General features: G+C 35.0%; 20 protein-coding genes and 1 pseudogene. 6 read left to right on the top strand and 15 right to left on the bottom strand.

Translation table 11 applies throughout. The features are described 5' to 3' along the window. Window positions 1–111: 111 nt before the first annotated feature. The 5 genes from ABWU58_RS02095 to ABWU58_RS02075 form a co-directional block, all read right to left on the bottom strand. Window positions 112–1,671: a hypothetical protein gene (locus ABWU58_RS02095; protein ID WP_353283470.1), complete on the bottom strand. Its 1,560-nt coding sequence runs from the start codon at window positions 1,669–1,671 to the stop codon at window positions 112–114. Between the two features lie 76 nt (window positions 1,672–1,747). Further along, window positions 1,748–2,413, bottom strand: a complete 666-nt coding sequence (locus ABWU58_RS02090) for a hypothetical protein (RefSeq protein WP_353283469.1) — start codon at window positions 2,411–2,413, stop codon at window positions 1,748–1,750. Window positions 2,414–3,099: 686 nt separating this feature from the next. Further along, window positions 3,100–4,806: an ABC transporter ATP-binding protein gene (locus ABWU58_RS02085; RefSeq protein WP_353283468.1), complete on the bottom strand. Its 1,707-nt coding sequence runs from the start codon at window positions 4,804–4,806 to the stop codon at window positions 3,100–3,102. 1,150 nt (window positions 4,807–5,956) lie between these two features. Further along, window positions 5,957–6,505 (bottom strand): aminoacyl-tRNA hydrolase, encoded by a 549-nt coding sequence (gene pth / locus ABWU58_RS02080; protein ID WP_353283467.1) that lies wholly within the window; start codon window positions 6,503–6,505, stop codon window positions 5,957–5,959. Next, on the bottom strand, window positions 6,505–7,116 hold the full coding sequence (locus ABWU58_RS02075) for a 50S ribosomal protein L25/general stress protein Ctc (protein ID WP_010962412.1): 612 nt from the start codon (window positions 7,114–7,116) through the stop codon (window positions 6,505–6,507). Before ABWU58_RS02075 ends, pth begins: the two co-directional genes overlap by 1 nt. Window positions 7,117–7,261: 145 nt before the next feature. Between ABWU58_RS02075 and ABWU58_RS02070 the strand changes: the two genes are divergently transcribed. Then, on the top strand, window positions 7,262–7,561 hold the full coding sequence (locus ABWU58_RS02070; RefSeq protein ID WP_253309377.1) for an ETC complex I subunit: 300 nt from the start codon (window positions 7,262–7,264) through the stop codon (window positions 7,559–7,561). A 51-nt stretch (window positions 7,562–7,612) separates the two neighbouring features. Here ABWU58_RS02070 and ABWU58_RS02065 read toward each other — a convergent pair whose 3' ends face one another. Both ABWU58_RS02065 and rsmH read right to left on the bottom strand, forming a co-directional pair. Next, the gene (locus tag ABWU58_RS02065; protein ID WP_353283466.1) at window positions 7,613–7,918 is read right to left on the bottom strand and encodes a hypothetical protein; all 306 of its coding nucleotides are present in this window, start codon (window positions 7,916–7,918) and stop codon (window positions 7,613–7,615) included. Further along, on the bottom strand, window positions 7,915–8,868 hold the full coding sequence (gene rsmH, locus ABWU58_RS02060; protein WP_353283465.1) for a 16S rRNA (cytosine(1402)-N(4))-methyltransferase RsmH: 954 nt from the start codon (window positions 8,866–8,868) through the stop codon (window positions 7,915–7,917). The genes ABWU58_RS02065 and rsmH overlap by 4 nt, the downstream gene beginning before the upstream one ends. Window positions 8,869–9,088: 220 nt before the next feature. Here rsmH and ABWU58_RS02055 point away from each other — a divergent pair, with 220 nt between their 5' ends. Further along, window positions 9,089–10,300, top strand: a complete 1,212-nt coding sequence (locus tag ABWU58_RS02055; protein ID WP_353283464.1) for an MFS transporter — start codon at window positions 9,089–9,091, stop codon at window positions 10,298–10,300. Between the two features lie 50 nt (window positions 10,301–10,350). Here ABWU58_RS02055 and map read toward each other — a convergent pair whose 3' ends face one another. The 3 genes from map to ftsA all read right to left on the bottom strand — a co-directional run bounded on the left by map (window position 10,351) and on the right by ftsA (window position 12,973). Continuing rightward, window positions 10,351–11,133 (bottom strand): type I methionyl aminopeptidase, encoded by a 783-nt coding sequence (gene map, locus ABWU58_RS02050; RefSeq protein ID WP_353283463.1) that lies wholly within the window; start codon window positions 11,131–11,133, stop codon window positions 10,351–10,353. A gap of 158 nt (window positions 11,134–11,291) precedes the next feature. Then, window positions 11,292–11,693, bottom strand: coding sequence for a nucleoside triphosphate pyrophosphohydrolase (locus ABWU58_RS02045; RefSeq protein ID WP_353283462.1), 402 nt, complete (start codon window positions 11,691–11,693; stop codon window positions 11,292–11,294). A 41-nt stretch (window positions 11,694–11,734) separates the two neighbouring features. After that, on the bottom strand, window positions 11,735–12,973 hold the full coding sequence (gene ftsA, locus ABWU58_RS02040) for a cell division protein FtsA (RefSeq protein ID WP_353283461.1): 1,239 nt from the start codon (window positions 12,971–12,973) through the stop codon (window positions 11,735–11,737). Window positions 12,974–13,111: 138 nt separating this feature from the next. Here ftsA and def point away from each other — a divergent pair, with 138 nt between their 5' ends. The 4 genes from def to ABWU58_RS02020 all read left to right on the top strand — a co-directional run bounded on the left by def (window position 13,112) and on the right by ABWU58_RS02020 (window position 16,194). Further along, window positions 13,112–13,648, top strand: coding sequence for a peptide deformylase (gene def / locus ABWU58_RS02035; protein ID WP_353283460.1), 537 nt, complete (start codon window positions 13,112–13,114; stop codon window positions 13,646–13,648). After that, the gene (locus tag ABWU58_RS02030) at window positions 13,641–14,471 is read left to right on the top strand and encodes a uracil-DNA glycosylase family protein (RefSeq protein WP_353283459.1); all 831 of its coding nucleotides are present in this window, start codon (window positions 13,641–13,643) and stop codon (window positions 14,469–14,471) included. The genes def and ABWU58_RS02030 overlap by 8 nt, the downstream gene beginning before the upstream one ends. A gap of 836 nt (window positions 14,472–15,307) precedes the next feature. Further along, on the top strand, window positions 15,308–15,709 hold the full coding sequence (locus tag ABWU58_RS02025) for a transposase (RefSeq protein WP_353283458.1): 402 nt from the start codon (window positions 15,308–15,310) through the stop codon (window positions 15,707–15,709). A gap of 107 nt (window positions 15,710–15,816) precedes the next feature. Further along, window positions 15,817–16,194: a transposase gene (locus ABWU58_RS02020; RefSeq protein WP_353282842.1), complete on the top strand. Its 378-nt coding sequence runs from the start codon at window positions 15,817–15,819 to the stop codon at window positions 16,192–16,194. 274 nt (window positions 16,195–16,468) lie between these two features. On the opposite strand, the pseudogene ABWU58_RS02015 reads toward ABWU58_RS02020, so the two are convergent. From ABWU58_RS02015 to pstC, 5 genes and pseudogenes are all read right to left on the bottom strand, one after another. Beyond that, window positions 16,469–16,659: pseudogene (locus tag ABWU58_RS02015) on the bottom strand (transposase). An 815-nt stretch (window positions 16,660–17,474) separates the two neighbouring features. Beyond that, window positions 17,475–17,714, bottom strand: coding sequence for a hypothetical protein (locus ABWU58_RS02010; protein WP_353283457.1), 240 nt, complete (start codon window positions 17,712–17,714; stop codon window positions 17,475–17,477). Then, window positions 17,695–18,039, bottom strand: a complete 345-nt coding sequence (locus tag ABWU58_RS02005; protein WP_264732108.1) for a F0F1 ATP synthase subunit epsilon — start codon at window positions 18,037–18,039, stop codon at window positions 17,695–17,697. The genes ABWU58_RS02010 and ABWU58_RS02005 overlap by 20 nt, the downstream gene beginning before the upstream one ends. Window positions 18,040–18,051: 12 nt before the next feature. After that, entirely contained in the window at window positions 18,052–19,479 is a 1,428-nt protein-coding gene (gene atpD / locus ABWU58_RS02000; protein WP_353283694.1) for a F0F1 ATP synthase subunit beta, read from the bottom strand. 101 nt (window positions 19,480–19,580) lie between these two features. Beyond that, the gene (pstC, locus tag ABWU58_RS01995) at window positions 19,581–20,669 is read right to left on the bottom strand and encodes a phosphate ABC transporter permease subunit PstC (RefSeq protein ID WP_353283456.1); all 1,089 of its coding nucleotides are present in this window, start codon (window positions 20,667–20,669) and stop codon (window positions 19,581–19,583) included. Window positions 20,670–20,685 lie beyond the last annotated feature (16 nt).

Below are 20,685 nucleotides of genomic sequence, written 5' to 3'. Positions count from 1 at the left end.
GCTATTGGTTTTTCATATGGTTATGCAAAAGCCTAATCTTGCAGTCTTTTCTTTAATGGCACATGTATCAAAATCGTATAAGCTTATACCATTCCCTGTTCAAAATGATAATTATATAAAAAACACTGGCACTACCTCCGAAGAATCCCAAATTACTTCTTTGCACAATTCACAATCTCTGCCACCTTCTGTACAATCAGTTATTCTTTCCTTCTGATCAAAAAATGCTCTGCATTCATCAAAAGTTTTATTACTTATTGTTCCATCTTTTCTTACAAGTCTATCTGTTTTCTTGTCAGCAATCATCAGTGATTGACTTTGAGAGAGCACCACCACTGGCTTACCTCTGTCAATACTGTCAGGGTAGTAATATGCTCTTGTGTTAACTAAATAACTATTGTCAGAAAACATGCTATTCTTACAAGATGCATACCAATCAGGCCAATCATCTTTGTTACCAACTTGGCGTATATTATAAGATTCTTTGCAAGTACTATTCGAAGGAATGGTAACGCACCATGAATTCATAGTTCCTCTCCAAGTGATAAAAGGGTATTCCATGCCATTCTTATTGCAGTCAGTTGCCGTTATACCAAATTGTTTTACATAATAATCATCAGTTTTAATCTTGTCAATAATGTCTGCACTTAAGTCAGGGTATAATTTATTTATTGCCTCTCTTATATAAAGCTTACCATCGTTACTTACGTCAATATAGTTACCATCTTTTTTGCTGTTTTCACATCCTTTTCGGTTACACCCACCATCATCAATTATTTCTTTAGTTTTCTCTTCAAGGTCACACGTTTTTAATATGTCACAATTTAACTTTACCCTTAATTCTTTGTCTATTTTTTCTTCTACTTCCTTTATCAATTCACCCTTAGTCTTATCATCAATCTCACAATTAAGATCTTTCTCTAGTTCATTTTTAATCTTTTCTTTCAGTTCATTCTTAGTCTTATCATCAATCTCAAACTTAAGATCTTTCTCTAGTTCATTTTTAATCTTTTCTTTCAGTTCATTCTTAGTCTTATCATCAATCTCAAACTTAAGATCTTTCTCTAGTTCATTTTTAATCTTTTCTTTCAGTTCATCCTTAGTCTTATCATCAATCTCACAATTAAGATCTTTCTCTAGTTCATTTTTAATCTTTTCTTTCAGTTCATTCTTAGTCTTATCACCAATCTCAAACTTAAGATCTTTCTCTAGTTCATTTTTAATCTTTTCTTTTATTTCATCCTTAGTCTTATCATCAATCTCACAATTAAGATCTTTCTCTAGTTCATTTTTAATCTTTTCTTTCAGTTCATTCTTAGTCTTATCATCAATCTCAAACTTAAGATCTTTCTCTAGTTCATTTTTAATCTTTTCTTTCAGTTCATTCTTAGTCTTATCACCAATCTCAAACTTAAGATCTTTCTCTAGTTCATTTTTAATCTTTTCTTTCAGTTCATTCTTAGTCTTATCATCAATCTCAAACTTAAGATCTTTCTCTAGTTCATTTTTAATCTTTTCTTTCAGTTCATTCTTAGTCTTATCATCAATCTCGGACTTAGGGTCTTTACAATCATCTAGCTTTGTATGTAAATTAATTTTTAACATACGTGGCAGTTGACGTACATGACTTGCATGCTTATAATTTGAATAAGGAAAAGTGTTTTTTAACATAAAATAGCTCCATTAATAAATAAGAATTAACATAAAATGGGGGTGTGTACTAACAATGTACACACCTTGGTTGCCTTTATATAATATGAACAGTATCTTCTGGTACTGACATTTTTTCAGAAAAAAATGCTGGTTCTTTGCGTGAGTCTATTATAGAAGCATTTATCGCATCCACACAAGCTTTGCATTCAGAATTGCTATCACATCCTCCTTTGAGACGATTGTCTGGACCAATTTCAAGGTCGTTGTCAGTTTTATCTATAATTTCTTTACAGTCTGCAAATTTTAAGCCACTAGTTTTCTTAGTAATGGCATCTTTAATCTCTCCAGAAGTTGCGTCAACTGCTATTGTAAGTTTTGAAAAGTCAATTGGTTTTTTAGGTTCTGGACAAGCAGGACACTCAGGACAAGGAGGTATTTTTACCTCAGGACATTTTACATCAGGACAAGGAGGTATTTCTACATCAGGACATTTTACATCAGGACATTTTACATCAGGACAAGGAGGTATTTTTACCTCAGGACATTTTACATCAGGACGAGGAGGTATTTTTATATCAGGAAGCTGTATATTTAATTCGAGTCTATCACAACACGGATCAAAGTGGTCATGGCAATGTGGGTTAAAGTGGTTATGACAATGTGGATCAAAATTATGATGGTACCGTGGGTCAGTTGTGCAAGCTGTGCGCGTAGGAATACATGAACCAACACGTGGAGATGAGGAAAAATTATAATTCATAAGAATCCTTTAAAAAATAACTATTAGATTATTATAGGATAAAAAAGTTAATGATTTAATAATTTTGAGGCTAAAATTAGCATATACAAACTTACAGTACATTTCAAAATACGACTTTAATGTAGCAGATATTAGAGTTAAAAGTTTTACTATGGTAGAATAATGATAAGATTCCAAGAAGAAGCTGTCAGTAGTCAAATTAGTCGTGTTGCTGAAATAAATTGTAATATATGGTTACTGTGAATAACAAGTAAGCACCTGTTTATTATATTTTCAAGCAAAATGTGAAGCACATGGGTTGAATAACACCCATGTGCTCTTGGAAGCGCATGTAGCTAGACATGCGTTTATGAGTTGTTTAAAAAACGATCTTCTAACAAAAAAAACCAAATCCATCACAAGGATTGTGGCATGTATCATAGTAATTATGACACGTATCAAAATGGTTATGACATGGATTAATAGCATAAGGTCCCTGTGCAGGAGTATAAGGCGTACACACTGGTAAAGTTGGTACTGGCAAGTTAGAAGCTGTACATGGTAGTTTTGGTAAATTACTGCAATGAGAAAACATAATAATCCTTAAAAAAATACTATGATGTTATTATAAATCACAATAATTAAAGATTTAATAATTGTGATTATAAATCTAGCATATCAACTAACGGTATGGTTTAAATTTTCTTTCAATTCCACTGTATCTTCGCCAGTTTTGCATATAGCCCGTCTTTACTCATTAGAGAGTCATGGGTGCCTACTTCTTCTACTTTTCCATGATTAATTACTATAATCTTGTCAGTTTTAAGTGCGGTTGATAGCCTGTGCGTAATTACGATCGTTGTTCTGTTTTGCATTAACTTGCTCAATGCTTTTTGCACGAGGTTCTCACTTTTATAATCAAGGGCAGAAGTTGCTTCATCCAGTATTAAAACCTGAGGGTTTTTGAGTATGGCTCTTGCTATTATAATACGTTGTTTTTGTCCTTCAGAAAGTTTTAATCCTCTTTTTCCTACAAATGTATCAAATTTATCAGGCAGCTTATCAATAAATTCCATCGCATAAGCACCGATAGCTGCTTGCCTTACTTCCTCATATTCAGCACCCGGTTTGCCGTATAGTATATTTTCCATTATTGAGCAAGAAAATATCATGTGATCTTGTGGTACTAAGCCAAACAGCGATCTGAGGTCATTTAGCGCAATTGACTTAATATTGTGCCCATCGATAGTAATGCTACCTTTGTTTGGATCATGAAAACGGAGCAGAAGCTTTAAAATGGTACTTTTACCACTGCCAGATGGGCCAACAATTGACACTGCTTGACCTGCCTCTATAGAAAATGATACGTTATTTAACGCTGGCTTATCAGCATAAAAAAATGTTACGCCATTAAACGAAATTCCTTTTTGAACACTATAAATTTTTATAGGATCATCGGCATCTGCTATAGAGCTTTTCATATTTTTAAATTCAAATAAACGCTCTATTACTCCAAGACCTCGTTGTAAATCACTGATATTATCGCTCAAATTATTTATAGCTCCTGCCGCAAGCGCTGAATAAAACACAAATGAGGAGAGTTCTCCAATAGTTATATTATTGCTTAAGACTTCTTTAATACCGAAGAAGAGCAAAACAACTAGTGAACCTATCACACACGTGATAACTAGAGTTACTAAAATAGCACGCAAGAGTACTAATTTTACGTATGATTTTGATACTGAGTTTAAATGTTCCTTAAAACGGATTTTTTCGTTTTCTTCGAGTACAAACGATTTGATGGTTACGATAGACCGAAAATTTTCCTCACTAAGTGATGCAAGCTCACTTAATTTATCCTGGGCAAAGCGTGCATGGCTACGCACTTTTTTTCCAAGTGAGGTCATGATAATGAGTAGTATAGGTACTATTGCGGCTGCATACGCAGTTAGTTGTATATTTGTATATAATAACATGGCAACACTACCAATCAGAATCACAAAATTTCGTAATATGGTTAGTAAGCTGCTGTTTATTATTGATTGCAGTACAGAGGTATCAGTAATGAGTGCTGAGATAACATCTTGTACGCCTGTGTTCTCAAAGAAGCTTGGTTGTAAATCGGTAATACTGCTATATAAGTTGTATCTGATTCGTGCGATAACTTTCTCGCTGCCAATGCCAATGAAATATAACCGAGTAAATGCAGTGAGAGAAATGGCTAAAACTATAAGTATTGCAACTAATAGTTTGGTAGTAAAATCGTGCTCTGTGCCAGAATCAATTATATTGCTTAAGCCTCTGCCAAAGAGGAGGATCGTTAAGGCTGAAAATAAAACTGCAATAAAAGCTATGATGAAATAAGATAGATTAGGCTTTATATAGCAAAATAACTCTCTAATATTAGATCGCATCGTATTTTGAAGTTTCTAAAGTTAAGTATATAGATTTTAGTTTCAGGGGAAAGGGGAAAGGTGTAGCACAATAGCTAACGTCATACCGTGTACAAACGTTGCAATTTTTAAGCAAAGTGATATTGTTCAAGTAGCTGACACTTGGGGTCTATGTTTTTTCTGGTCACACGCTGGAATGACAAGGTGAGCGTGCGTAGGTGTCATCCCAGTACTTGATACTGGGATCCAGATTGGATACTGAGTTGATGAGTATAAAAGTACAGCTAACACGTCATACCGCCGCGGTATCTCCTTAGCATAGATCCCGCTAACAAGTAGCGGGATGACGATTGTCAGGGTGTCATCCCAGTGCCCCTATGATGTCATCCAAGTAGCCAACACTGGGATCCAGGAAACTTAACTCTACATCAAGTAAATGTACAATAAGAACTAGATTCCAGACTGGAATGACACCCTACTTAACCGTCATACCGCGATTCATTCGCGGTATCTTAGCCGCTAACAAGCAGCGGGATGACGAGGTTATCGTCATACCACCGCGAACCGTCATACCGCCGCGGTATCTCAGCCGCTAACAAGCAGCGGGATGACGGTTGTCGTTTAGCCATAAATATTTAAGAAATTTACCAAACGAAAAAAAAGGCAAAAGAAGCCCCGTGGTTGGCTAGTTACTTACATTATACTTTCAAGTATGGCGTTTTTTTATTCTAAACGTTTAATAACCGCGATTCAGTTGCTTTTAAGCCGCAACTAATCTAAATTATAAACATTAAGAAATTTACTAAACAGAAAAAAAGGCAAAAGAAACCCTAGGGTAGCTAGTTATTCACTATCCATTTTTTAAGTTGGCGTTTTTTTATGTTTTAAACGCTTTATAAGCGCGTTTCAGCTTATGTAGGTAGAAATTTTATAAAGACATAAGGTGCACATAGTGCAAAAAATTAAACATGATACGCCAGATACGTGAGTTTTTTTGTCATTTAATCTGTACAGAGAAGATAAATAAATAGCTTCAGTTTCATGATAAGGGGACTGGCGGAGTTTGTCAAGCAAGTTTTTCGTTTCTATTGAATGACAGTTGTGACTTGGGAGGTAGTGCAAGAAATCTGTTATTTTAATTGTGTGAAATTTAGTTTTGTGTTTCGTAATATTATGCAATCAAATTGATAAAAGCTGTATTATCTCCTTGCAGCATTAAGTGTATATTTTTTGCTATTTTTTCCACTAAGGGAGTAACATTATCAAAATTTGAAAATTTTGATAACACATAATCTGCTAAGCTTCTTTGATCTTCAGGTCTACCCACTCCAAATCTCAAGCGCCAATAATCGTTGCCAATAAAACTATCTATGGATTTAAGTCCATTATGTCCAGCAGAGCTACCACCTTTCTTTATTTTTATTCTTCCAAGTTCCAAATCAGCGTCATCGTGTATGACAATGATATTATCTAGCGATAATTTGTAAAAGTTTCGTATTTTTGCAACAGGGGTGCCTGAATTATTCATAAATGAATAAGGCTTTATTAACATGATTTTATTATCATTAATTATGCCAGAGGTTATCAGATAATCGGCTTTTTTAGAGAACGACTGGAAATTCCAATATTTGCAAATTGTATCAACTACGATGAAGCCGATATTATGATGAGTTAACTCATATTGACCACCAGGGTTACCAAGCCCAACTATCAGGTGCACTATTCCTCTGTTTCTGCTTGAGGTTCTTCAACGTCACTATCGGCAGCAGAAATTGTAACAATGGTAAAATTTTCTTCTTCATGGGCTACAAACTTAACACCTTCTGGTAATTTTACATCATTAATATGTATAGACTGGCCAATCATTTTACCGGATAAATCAACTTCTATAACCTGAGGTATTTTATCAGGAGAGCATTTAACAGCAATAGAACGACACAAAACATTAAGCACTCCACCTAACTTGATCCCTGGAGCTTTACTTTCATTCACAAATGATAGAGGTATGTCTATTTTAATTTCGCTGCCTTTATCAACAAATTGAAAATCAACATGTTGCACAGTATCCTTTACTACATGCAATTGGATATCGCGAACAAGAGCATATTCCTTTTTGCCCGAAATATTCAGCTCTATCAAATGTGCAGAAAGAGAGCCTGATTTATATTGCTTCGTGAATTCCTTTGCAGACAATGTCAAATTTACATTATCATGGCCCTTTCCATATATGATTCCAGGGATGTTTCCTTTCTTCCTTAGAGAATGCATCGCTTTTGTTTTTGTTATATCACGTAACTCTGCATTAATTGTTACTATTTCCTGTTGCGTCATCGGTTACTCCTATTCAGCTAATCCTTTTAATATAATTTAATAATAATATAACATAAAAATATTTATTTCAAACTTCATTCTTTCATACTAATTGTTTGTGAAAGGATTTATTTAGATGTATATTTGAGCTTATTTAACAAGAACTATGGGCATTGATGATAAAGTAGTTTTTAGGATTTATAAACCAACAAAAACTGCAACACAATCTGGTTTAGGTAATACAAATCTCTGGCACCTGAAAATTGAATCTGGTTCTTACTACATTGAACCTTTAATGGGGTGGGTTGGCTCAAAAGATCCAAAAAAACAGATTGTATTAAAGTTTGATTCTCTTGAAAAAGCAGTATTCTACGCAAAAAAACGCAACGTTAAATACGTAATTGAAATGCCAAAAAATGTTAAGAGGCTGCCAAAATCTTACGCAAGCAATTTCATACTAAAGTAAGGTTTATTGTGGTGTGCTTATCTGTAAAAGATAAAGCTTAGTATAACCAATTTAACTCTGGGTTTTAAGTTGTGCTAACACACTGCGGCCATTTAAAGAGTCAAGATTTTTAACCTGGCTAGCCAGTATTAAAGAGTTATTTTTCAGGTATTTCTTTACAAGGCTTGCAAGTCTTTTTGGATTATTCAAATAGCTCCACTCTGCTTGTAAAACTTTTATATCACTTTGTACTAAATTAATTTCACTTTTTATTTTTATTAGCTCTCTATTTAACGACTGAACATGTAATTTTACCTTAAATAGTCCTACAATGCTAAGAAAAAACACAACTATTGAGATGATGCAGAAAGTTCTCATGATAACCTCTGTATAGCTCTTAGTTTTGCTGAGCGTGAACGCGGATTTGCACTTACTTCTTCTATACTTGCTTTGATCACTTTTTTATTTAGAAGAGAAAATGTCCTGCAATCAGCAGATTTTGGTTCACATAAATCTTTAAAAAAAGTTTTGACTATACGATCTTCTAAGGAATGAAAGGTGACGACAATTAATTTGCCATTCTCACTTAAAATCTCAGATGCAGCTTTAATGCCCTTTTCAAGTTCTCCCAGCTCATCGTTTACCCATATTCTGATTGCCTGAAATGTTCTAGTTGCAGGATCAATTTTGCTTTTTCCACGAAATACCACGGAACGTACAATATTTGCAAGCTCAAATGTAGTTTTGATATTTTTCTTCTTCCGTGCACTTACTATTGCTCTTGCAATTTTGCGAGAATGACGTTCGCCTCCGTAGTTATATATAGTATTTGCGATTTCTTCTTCGCGTAAAGCGTTAACAAACGTTGAAGCGTTTATATAAGAAGAGTTATCCATGCTCATATCAAGTGGACCATCATGTAAAAATGAGAACCCTCTATCTCCGTTATCAAGCTGCATAGATGAAACTCCGATGTCAAAAACCACTCCATCCACTCCGTTTGATGTCATTCCAGCGCGTGACCAGTTATTTTTTCCAGTATCAAGTACTGGGATGACAGGAGATGGCTCAACGCTGCTTAGTATACTTTTAATATTACTAAACTTCTCAATGAATAGTTTTATTCTATCGGGATATCTAACGATTAAATCATCATAAAACTTAGTTACCGTTTCATCTCTATCAATTGCATATACCTTGCAATCAGCTGACTCCAATATTGCTTTGCTATACCCTCCAGCTCCAAATGTGGCATCCACATATATACCACCATCCTGCGGTGATAGTAGTGATAGCATCTCTTTTAACAAAATTGGAGTGTGTGTCATAATGCTCCATCAAGAGACTCTGTGCATACAAATAAAAATAGCTTCCCACTAAAACATATGGAAATATATAGGCAATAATATAAAAATACTTGAATATAGTCAATGATATAAAAATATTAAGATTTAATAAGATACTATTACTAATATAATGTTCAAATTTTTCTATTATATAAAAAAAAGTAATGTATATTACTAAATACTGAACAAACTATAGAAAATTATGCAGCAAATAACAAAAGCAATATTCTCGAGTTTGATTTGTAACACTTTATTGTGGTATGACCACATGCTTTTTGGCCACTTAATAAACATAATAGGTGGTGTGTTTTTTCCATCGGATGATCAACTAACCAGCGTATTGAAGGCTTTTGGAGTGTTTGCAGTGGGTTTCTTAATGAGACCAGTCGGCGCTGCTATATTTGGTCACATTGGTGATAAGCATGGCAGAAGAGTTGCCTTATTGTTCTCAATTATATTGATGACTTTATCAACCGTATTAATTGCTTTTGTTCCAGGTTATCAAAGCATTGGAATACTAGCGTCAATGCTGGTAGTTTGTTTAAGATTATTGCAGGGTATATCCCTTGGAGGAGAAGCAGGAAATGCGCCATTTTTAATAGAACACGCTCCTAAAAACAGAAAAGGATTTTTTGGCAGCATTGAAGTATTAAGCGCAATTTTTGGTTCAGTATTAAGCCTGATAGCGGTACTCATATGCAAAAAAGTATCTGATTTTGAATCTTGGGGGTGGAGATTACCTTTCATTTTCAGTTTAGCAATGGGATTAATCAGCATATATATGAGATATATACTTGATGAAAGCCCAGAGTATAAAAGACAGAAAAATCCATCTAAACTGCCATTAAAAGAGTTATTGAATAGCTATAAAAAACCTTTTCTGATATCAGTTGGGGTTGATATAGTTGAAAACTCATCTCTTTACATATATCTGGTATTTTTCAATGTGCTTACATCAACAATAAATACTCATTTTAACCATATGGTAGAAATACTGAGTCAAATTGCGCTCGGAGGATTGACAATATTGTTTGCAATACTTTCTGATAAGGTAGGAAGAGAAAAAGTTATGAAATTTGCATTTATAGCTTTTATAATAGTGAGTTATCCAGTTTTCTCAATGTTATGTAGTGGCAATTACTTACTCACTTTTACGGCACATATTCTTTTTATAATTCCAATAGCTGCATCGCTTGGTCCTGTCAGTGCATTTATGTGTGAATTATTTCCAACAAAGGTTCGGTACAGCGGATTTGGCTTGTCAAGAAATATAGCTGCTGGATTTTTTGGTGGCCTTGCACCATTTATATGCACAACAATTATCAAAGTTACAGGACAAGAGACTTCAGCTAGTTTTTACATGATTTTCTGTGCATTAATTGGGCTAGTTGCTATATCGCAAATTAAGGATTAGCTTTCTTCAAGATCCAAGTATAGTTGCAGTATAGCAGAGTTTAAAAAAATCTAATTATATGGTGGGAAGTGCCAATTTTTAGGTGATAATGTGAATATTTCAGCACCATCTTTAGTTACTCCGAGCGTATGTTCAAATTGAGCAGAAAGTGAAAGATCGCGTGTTGTCACTGTCCAGTCATCGAGTTTACTGAGCAGAGTCTCATGTTTTCCAGCATTAATCATTGGCTCTATTGTAAAAAACATACCTTCCTTCAAGATGAGATTTTCATCTTGATCATAGAAATGCACTACATTTGGTGGAGCATGAAAGACTTTTCCTATACCATGTCCGCAGTAGCTGCGTACGATAGAATATCCAAAATCTCTAATATATTTCTCTATAGCAAGCCCTATTTCATTTAACTTATTGCCGGGCTTAACTTGTTTAATTGCTTCCATCAATGCATTATAAGTAGCGTCACACAAACGTTTTGCTTTTATTGATGGTTTGCCAACCCAAAACATGCGACTTGTATCACCATGCCAGCCATTTAAAATCACCGTAACGTCAATATTCAAAATATCTCCATCTTTAAGCGGTTTATCATCGGGAACACCATGGCACACAACTGCATTTTTTGAAGTGCAAATTGATTTTGGATACCCCCTATAATTTAGTGGTGCTGGAATTGCACCTGCATTAATTATAAAGTCATGACATAGATCATTTAACTCATTAGTTGTCACTCCTACCTTTACGTATGGTGCAATGAAATCAAGAGTTTCAGCAGCAAGCCTGCCAGCCTTGCGCATAAATTCAAAATCTTCTTGTGAGTGTATAGTTATGTTCATATTTTCCATGTCTCATTGTAATTGGTGATCCTTTACGCTTACTTGCAAGTACATAAATGTAATAACTTTACGTATTATGAAAATAAGCCCTATGGATCCTAGTGTCAAGTCATTTGTATGACAAGTGGTCAAGTAAGAAGTCTATTTAATAATCTGAACTATACAACTACTATCTCAGGATAATCTGAAGGTTTTTTGTGGTAGTAATCGATGCTCTTAGAATTCACCTCAATGTAAGTATTGTAGATACGATTCTCAAAACCACCTCTCTCTTGTTTTTTAGAGATACGCTTTTCTTCAATTTGTTCTATTGATAGTCCACTTTCTTTGCCTAATGCATGTATGACCTCAAGTAAATCAGCTAACTCTTCAAGATTTTCATCTGGAGTTTTAGAGGCAATAACTTCCTTTGCTTCTTCTAAAAGTTTATCTTTGAGACGTTCAATGTATTCATCTTTTTCCATCACCCTCTCATAAACAATAATTCCATGGGAACGTATAATTTCAGTTGTATGATCACGAACAAGTTTATTAATTTTGAAACAATGTTTTTTATTCATAATGTTTCCTTTGATAGATATAAGAATTTCATTCAGTAAAATTAAACTGTAACTTTTGATTTAACCCAATGGTACAACTTACTTATTTTACCATCTTGACCGAGCATTCCAGAGTTATTTTTATAAAAAGTGTCAACTATTAGCTTTATAGAACCTATAGCAGCAGAAAATACAGGATTTTTATCATATTCGCCATCAAGGCCACTGAGAGATTCAGGGCACCCAATTCGAACCTGTTTATTGAATATATAGCCTGCAATTTCCTTCATGCTTGTAAGTTGACTAGTTCCACCTGTGATCACTACTTTATTAATTGGATCTTTCTGCTCTTGAAATTGCTCTCTTACCATTTCAAGTATTTCTTCAACTCTTGGTCTTATGATGTTAATAAGCTCAGATTTGAATACTTGAGTAGGTTCATCATTTTCACTATTTTGCACTGTAATATATTCGTTCTCATCTATTGAAGTTACGATAGTGCTACCATACAGTATTTTTATATACTCTGCACGTTCTATGCTTGTGCATAGCCCGTAAGCAATATCTCGAGTGATATGAACGCCACCAATTGGAACGCTGCTTGCATACACAAGCTTCCCTCTTTTGAAAATTCCAATTGCAGTGCATCCGCCTCCTATATCAACAATAGCAGTCCCGAGCTCTTTTTCATCTTCACTCAGACAGGCAAGACCTGCAGAATATGCAGAAGCAATACAACCTGCCATATTTAATCCACCATTATTGGTAATACAGTTTTCAATATTGGTAAGCGCTGGACGCGAAGCAGTGACAACATTAACATCAGCAGATAGTCTTTTTCCGTACAATCCACCAACTTCTTTTATGTCAGTCATGTCATCTAAGTGATATTTCAGTGGTATATTGTGAATGATAACATTTTCTTCAATATATTTCTCAAACGTCTGAAAAACTACACGTTTTATATCCCGGTCAGAAATTTCATGATTAGCTGCAATAATTTCATTATGTACATTAAAAGATGAGATGCCACATCCAGCAATGCTCACATATATCTGGTCTATAGTTTCCTCTGACACTTGCTCAGCTAAACCTATAGTTGATGAGATGGAGTAATTTGCGTGTTTTACATTAGTTATCGACCCACCGTTTACACCTTCTGCAATCTTATAACCCGTTCCTGTTACTTTATAGCTGAAATTGCCATTTATCTTAACGATTAGACAAATAATCTTTGTTGTACCTATGTCTAAAACAGCAAAAACGTTTCTCTTTGGTTTTGCTATTACTGCAGAGTACATTAGTTAACCTTGTTACGCAATTTCATTTAAATTGTAGCTTTCTTTAATAATTTATATTCCTATTATAGATATAGCAACATTTTAATATACACTAAATTCTGGACAAAAGGAAAAGCAAAACATAGAATTATAATTTTTATGTCCATTTTACCAATTGTAATTGCCCCTGATGAAAGACTAATCACACGTGCCAGTGAAGTAACAGATATAAACGATAAAATTAAAGAATTAGTAAACGACATGTTCGAAACTGTGTACGATGCAGAAGGTCTTGGCCTTGCTGCAGTGCAAGTTGGAGTACTAAAAAGAATTTTTGTTATGGATGTTCAGCTAGAGGACATTGAAGGCGGGCCAGCAGGATATGAATCGAATGGCAAATTTTGCATGATTAACCCTGAAATTACGGAATTATCCGATGAACAAGTGATTCTCAAAGAAGGGTGCCTTTCAATTCCAGAGCAAAGCTATGAAATTAAGCGTCCAAAGTATTTAACTGTGAAATACAGAGACTTAAATAACGAAGAACAGACGCTAAAAGCTAGTGGTTGGCTTGCAAGGTGTATTCAGCATGAATTAGATCACTTAAACGGCATATTATATATTAGACATTTATCCAAATTGAAGTATGATATGGCCATGAAAAAAGCACAAAAGGTTAAAAAGCATTATGAGTAAGGAAGATCTAGAATTACTAAAATTTTACCATGAAGTGGGCGTTGATTGCACATTAATAGAGGGTGAAGAGGAAAAAAAGTTGGAGAGCAAAGAGGATGTACAACCCTCTGTTATCCAAACTGGGACCCAGAAAAAAGATGCAGATACGCGCTGGAATGACACTAAAGATGGGAAAGAGCAGCAATCCATGTTTCCAAGTGATTGGATAATTGAAGCAAGGAAACTTGCAAGTAAATGTAGTAGTGTGGATGAACTAAGAAGTGCAGTTGAATCATTTGAAGGTTGTGAGATAAAAAAAACTGCAACTAATACTGTCTTTTCCGATGGTAATCCAAACGCAAAAGTTATGCTCGTTGGTGAAGCTCCAGGAGCAAATGAAGACCTTCAAGGCATACCATTTTGTGGTGCAAGTGGAATGTTGCTCGATAAAATGTTAAATGCAATCAATCTTGATCGCACTAAGGTATACATAAGCAATACTGTATTTTGGCGCCCACCTGGCAATAGAAAGCCAACCGACCTAGAGCTTGATATGTGCAGACCATTTGTTGAGAAGCATGTTACACTGGTTTCACCGCAAATTCTAATTTTGGTCGGGGGAATTGCGTGTTATAGCCTTCTTGACAGCACAAAAACTATATCGAATTTGCGTGGTAGATTTCATACGTACACTAACCAATATTTATCTCACTCAATCACTACAGCTGCTATATTTCACCCAGCTTACCTACTGCGTCAGCCAATGCAAAAACGTTTAGCCTGGGAGGATTTGAAGAAGATTAGGGAGTATCTTAATAATACCAATAACTGTACGAATACTTGACACCACTGGTGTCGAGAAGTAGCCCGCAGAAACGAAAAACTTGCTTGACAAACTCCACTAGCCCCCTTATCATGAAACTGAAGCTATTTATTTATCTTCGCAATCTGTGCAGGTTAATGACAAAAAACTTAGGGTATTTGGCGTCTCATGTTTAATTTTTCGCACTACGTGCATCGCATGTCTTTAAAAATTTCTAGGTTTTTACCTATATAAGCCGAAACGCGCTTACAAAGCGTTTAAGACAGCAAAAAACGTCAAATTGACAAGGGAGAATTTGAATGCTAGCTACTACGGGGTTTTTTTGCCTTTTTTCCTGCTTAGTAAATTTCTTAAACACTTGCGGTGTAGGTTAGTTGCAAGTTAAAAGCAGCTAAATCGCTCTTAATCAAGCGTTTTAGAATAAAAAAAACGCCGATATTTTAGTACATAGTAAATAGCCAACCACCACGGGGCTTCTTTTGCCTTTTTTTTCATTTGGTAAATTTCTTAAATATTTATAGCTAAACGACAACCGTCATCCCGCTACGTGTTAGCGGGATCTCTTGTTAGCGCCGCGGCGGTATGACGGTTCGCGGTGGCATGACGGTTAAGCAATTCGTCATCCCGCTATGTGTTAGCGGATGAGATACCGTGAATAAATCACGGTATGACGTAGGATTGCTGTCATCCCGCTACGTGTTAGCGGGATCTAGAGATACCGCGAATGAACGCGGTATGACGTAGGACTGCTGTCATTCCAGTCTGGGATAGCTTTGTTGCATCGCTCAAGTGAAAAGAACTGGCAGTTACTGACAAAATTCATTATAAAATAGCCATTTAACCTTTGAAGAAAAAATATGCCACAAAAAATGAGAGTCCGTAACCAAAACGAATATAACAAATTTCTCCAAGAAAGGGGAAATATTTTTCGTTACATCAATGAAGCTATCGAAAATTGGTATGAAAATAGTCCAAAAATGCAGGGTGGCAACAATATTTACAGCAATAAAGTGGTAATTTTGATACATATAATAACCCATCTATTCAGAATAGGTTTAAGACAAACAGTCGGGTTTATAAAAAGATATTTGCAACAAATAGGAAGAGATTTGGCAGTTATCAGCTATTCACAAGCATCAAGAAGGTTTAAGAAACTTAATATTAAGATCAATGATTGCAGAATTGATAAAAATAATATGGAAGATATCGAAATTGCCATAGATAGCACAAGCATCAGCAATACCCCAGAAGGAAAATAGTGCAGACAGAACGGCTATGAGCAGACACGGAAACTGCATGTAATGTTGAGTATAAAAAGTCATAGCAGCAAAATACAGCAGCGGAGTTTATTCGGATCACTTGCGATTTGTTAGAAGAAGTTCATGCTGTAAAGGTATTATATGCGGATAGAGCATATGACAGGCATAAGCTTTACGAATTATGTAACAAGTTTGGTATAAAGACAAAAGTTCTTCCGAAAAACAACGCAACAGAGCACCAAAAATTGGATTACATGGATGATAGAAATGCTGCTGTTAGACTAATAAAGTCATATGATTGCATAAAAAAGTGGAAAGAAGAAGTAGATTATGGAAAGAGAGCTCGCATTGAAGGATTTTTCTCAAGATTAAAGCAAATATTCGGATTTAGTTTTAGGAATAAATCTGAGATAAATCGAGAAAAAGAACTAAATGCTATTTGCTCAATAAATTCACTGATATTGGTATGGCTAAATTTGAGATAGTTACATGAATTTACCATAAATCACCATCTCATAAAGTGCGATGCAACAAGGCCCACTGGGATCCATCTTTTTTTTATCATGAACATTATATGCTCCTAGAATCTATTACCCATTGCATAATTTACAAATATTTTTACACCTAGATCCCAGATACTGTCTCTCATGTCAAACAATTAATTTACAATTAAATGGCTGATTGTTTTTAAGAATACCAAAAAAGACATGCATCAGTTTTCTCATCAAGGCTAAAACTACGACTTTTGGACACTTTCCTTTACTCGTTAAACGCTGACAAAATTTTTGAAAATGATGATTGTACTACTATAGCTGGCATATAAAGAGCTTTTCGAATACGCTCAGATCCTATTTTACATATTCGGCTTCTTCTACTTATTGACGATCCAGATTGATGATGTTCTGGCGGCAAAAGCTGTTAGCATGACTAAAATTATCAACTGACGGCATTTCTGCGATAACAGCAACAGCAGTAAGATATCCTATGCCTTTTACAGTTTTGAGGTTTTCTATCATATTTTTTAGGTATGGATAGTGATTAATATGCTCATCAATTTCTTTTTCCAGGATAGCAATTTGTGCATCTATTGTTGAAATTACTTCGGATCTAGCGTTTTTGCAGCTGGAGTGCATATTTTTATTTTCCAAACGGTTCATCTGTTGCAACTTGTCGTCTTTAAGTGATTGCATGCAACGATAAAGCTCTCTTAAATGCCTAACTTCAGGGGAAATAGGTTTCCAAAGAGCAGGTTTATTAGCGATACAAAATCTATAGCTGCATCTGATTTATCGGCTGAGCAGTTCACTTTTGCCAAAAGCCTTCTGGATTTACTACACTTACGTTATGTCCCAAGTCGTGCATAAAAGTAGCCAAATCTTCACCACACCAGCTAGTTGCTTCAAGACAAAGATGAATAAGGTTTGCTCCATGTCCATTGCACCACACTACAAGTTTTGTAAAGCCGTCTTCAAAAGACTTTGTGCCGTTTCTTATCGTTTATTAGCAAACAAACATCAAATTTCTTTTTAGAAATATCTACACCTAAAATAGCATTTACTTGCATAAAACTGCCTCCAAGACTATAAATAAATTGAGAGTTCTTGTAAATACGGGATATAATTCCAAAGATACTGTTCAGTCTTCTAACTCTATGGGAGGGGAGCAAAATCTGGGATTCAGCCTTATTGGCATTAGTGTCAAGTTGGCTTCACCCTCCCTGTGAGATATTTTAGCTCTAATACCTCACATCATAAAGATACAAGTGTCACGCACTGGGATGACAGGGAAGAGAATACTGGATGACACCATTTTTTGTACTTTTGCCTTTAAAGGTGCAACGTTCGTATAGCAGTGGACTTGACCATAGGATCCAGTTGTCAAAATTTCTGGATCCCAGTGTCACGCACTGGGATGACAAAAAAAGAGCCCCCTGAGCAAAAATCTTATAGCCACTTGAATGATAATTGACTTTTTGCCTAAAATAACTAAGAAAGAAATTTCTCATCAAGATAACTTAAATATATACTAATTCTCTTATTTTTAAACGATTTCTCATCATGAATTGCATGATCAAAAACCTGAATTTGACTTGTTATAATGCTACAATTATTATTTGCAACTTCTAATACGCCACTATCAATTACAACCTTCTTTTCTGTTTGGTTACTCATTTTAACAGTAATCATACCAGGCAATAAATAAATTAAGTAAGGAGCATGGTGAGCTAAAATCATAAGCTCCCCTTCGAGCCCAGTTACTGAAAGAGAAACCACTCCACTGAATGAAATTTGATCATCAGGAGAGAAAAATTGCACTTTAAAAGTATTCATAATCTTTAACTTTTATTTAGCTTCAGCTTGTATTAATTCAGCCTTTTTTATTGCTTCATCTATATTCCCCACCATATAAAAAGCAGCCTCTGGTAAGTGATCATATTTACCTTCAACAATCTCTTTAAAACTGGAAACAGTATCAGAAAGTGAAACAAATTTACCAGGCATACCAGTAAATATTTCTGCAACGTGAAAAGGTTGAGAAAGAAATTTCTGAATCTTACGAGCCCTATCAACAATAATTTTATCTTCATCAGATAGCTCATCCATACCAAGTATTGCGATAATATCTTGCAGTGATTTATAAGTTTGCAATATACGTTTCACCTCAGAAGCTACCTTATAATGTTCTTCACCAATGATTTCAGCAGATAAAGACTGAGAAGTTGAATCAAGTGGATCAACAGCAGGGTATATTCCCATTTCAGCTATTTGCCTTGACAACACTGTGGTGGCATCAAGATGAGAGAATGTAGTTGCTGGGGCTGGATCAGTTAAATCGTCCGCAGGAACATATATAGCTTGCACAGAAGTAATAGAGCCAGAAGTTGTTGAAGCTATTCTTTCTTGCATTGCACCCATATCAGTTGCAAGGGTTGGCTGATAACCAACAGCTGACGGTATTCTTCCAAGCAAAGCAGAAATTTCAGAACCAGCTTGTGTAAATCTAAAGATATTATCCACAAAAAATAGAACATCTTGGTTTTCACGGTCACGAAAATACTCTGCCATAGTAAGTGCTGTTAAAGCAACTCTAGCCCTTGCTCCAGGAGGCTCATTCATCTGACCATAAACCAAAACAGCTTGAGATTTTTCATGCTCATTTATATTTATTACATTTGAAGTGATCATCTCGTGATAAAGATCGTTACCTTCACGCGTTCTCTCCCCTACCCCGGCAAACACAGAAAATCCTTTATGAGCTTTTGCTATATTATTAATTAATTCCATTATCAGGACTGTTTTACCAACACCGGCTCCACCAAATAAGCCAATTTTTCCTCCTTTAAGATAAGGTGCAAGAAGATCTATAACTTTTATTCCCGTAACTAAAACTTCTTCCTGTATTCCCTGTTCAGTAAAACTTGGAGGTGCTCTGTGTATAGGCTCTAAGTTATATTTTCCCTTCAGTGGACCACACTCATCTATAAGCTCTCCAACAACATTAAAAATCCTTCCTAAAGTTGAACGCCCAATTGGCACCGATATTGGTGCACCTGTATCAACAAATTCATCCCCCCTTGACATGCCATCTGTGCTATCCATAGCAATACAACGAACTATATTGTCACCTATATGCTGCGAAACTTCTAAAACCAGCTCCTTATCCTTATATTTTAGTTTGCTTTTTAAAGCATTAAATATTTTAGGCAATTCACCTTCAAATTTTATATCAACAACTGCTTGAGTTACCTTAATCGCTCTACCTATATTCATCTCTTTATTTTTATCACCTAACACTATAATTCCATAAAAGAACTTCTAAAGAAAATAAATCTTATATTATTAATAGAAATTTTGCAACATTAAAACGCTTACTAGTTACGCTTCATTACAAACAATGCAAATGCATTTAATAGCCAAGTAATAATAAATAATACTAAACTAAGCGCATAAGCAGCAAGAGTTTGTACACTATTGAAATCCTGATCTCCGGTAAGTAATGTAGCGATCTGCACGGTAATGGTAGTAACTGAATTAAGAGGGTTAAAAGTCAAATTTGCGTTGATTCCCACAGCCATTAGCACAATCATTGTTTCACCTATCACTCTTGAAATTGACAATAAAATTGCACTTAAAATTGTAGGCATTGCATAAGGTATTGTTATATGCCATATAGCTTCCGCTGGAGTTGCGCCAAGTGCCATGAAGCCATAACGCAAGCTTTTTGGAACAGATCTTATGGCATCTTCGAGTAAAGAAATAATAAAAGGAAGAATCATTATCCCAATCGATAAACCGGCAACTAAGGCACTTTCTGAGTGTATACTTAAACCAAAAAAATTTGCTACCTGCTTTACAAAGAAAGATAAAAACACAACCGCGAAATATCCATATACAACCGTAGGAATAGCAGACAAAACTTGCAAAGTTGTATTAACAATATAACGCACTTTCTCACTCGCATATTCACTAATATATATTGCAGAAAATAAACCAAGCGGAACGACAACTAACATTGCTATAATAGTTATAAGTAATGTACCTACTAAAAGCGGCGCTATACCAAAACATCCTATCTTCTCTTCATTGATAGTGACTACATTGTGGCCCCATTTCAAGCAAAACAAGAATTCTGAAATAGCTACTTTATTAAAAAAATTAATGGATTGAATAAAAATAGATAGCATTATAAATAAAGTGATAAAAAATGATATGGCCAAAGCCACAAATAACGAAAGTTTTATTATCTTATTTCTTTTATTTTTAAAGATAAAAGCAAGCATGAAAAAAAGTAACGCTATAGAAATAAAAGTTACAAAACAATTATTATAGAGTACTAACAACCAAGTTAGCATCCATACACAACTAAGATATAGATAAGATTTAACCTTATTTACTTCTTGAAACCTACTAAAACAAAATAAAAGGATTAGTAGGACAGGTATGACTATCACCGAATTCATTTTCCCATGCATCAAA

It is taken from the genome of Wolbachia endosymbiont (group A) of Pogonocherus hispidulus (genome assembly GCF_964028195.1).
Classification (GTDB): Bacteria; Pseudomonadota; Alphaproteobacteria; order Rickettsiales; family Anaplasmataceae; genus Wolbachia.
This window is presented reverse-complemented; position numbering and strand designations above follow the sequence as displayed.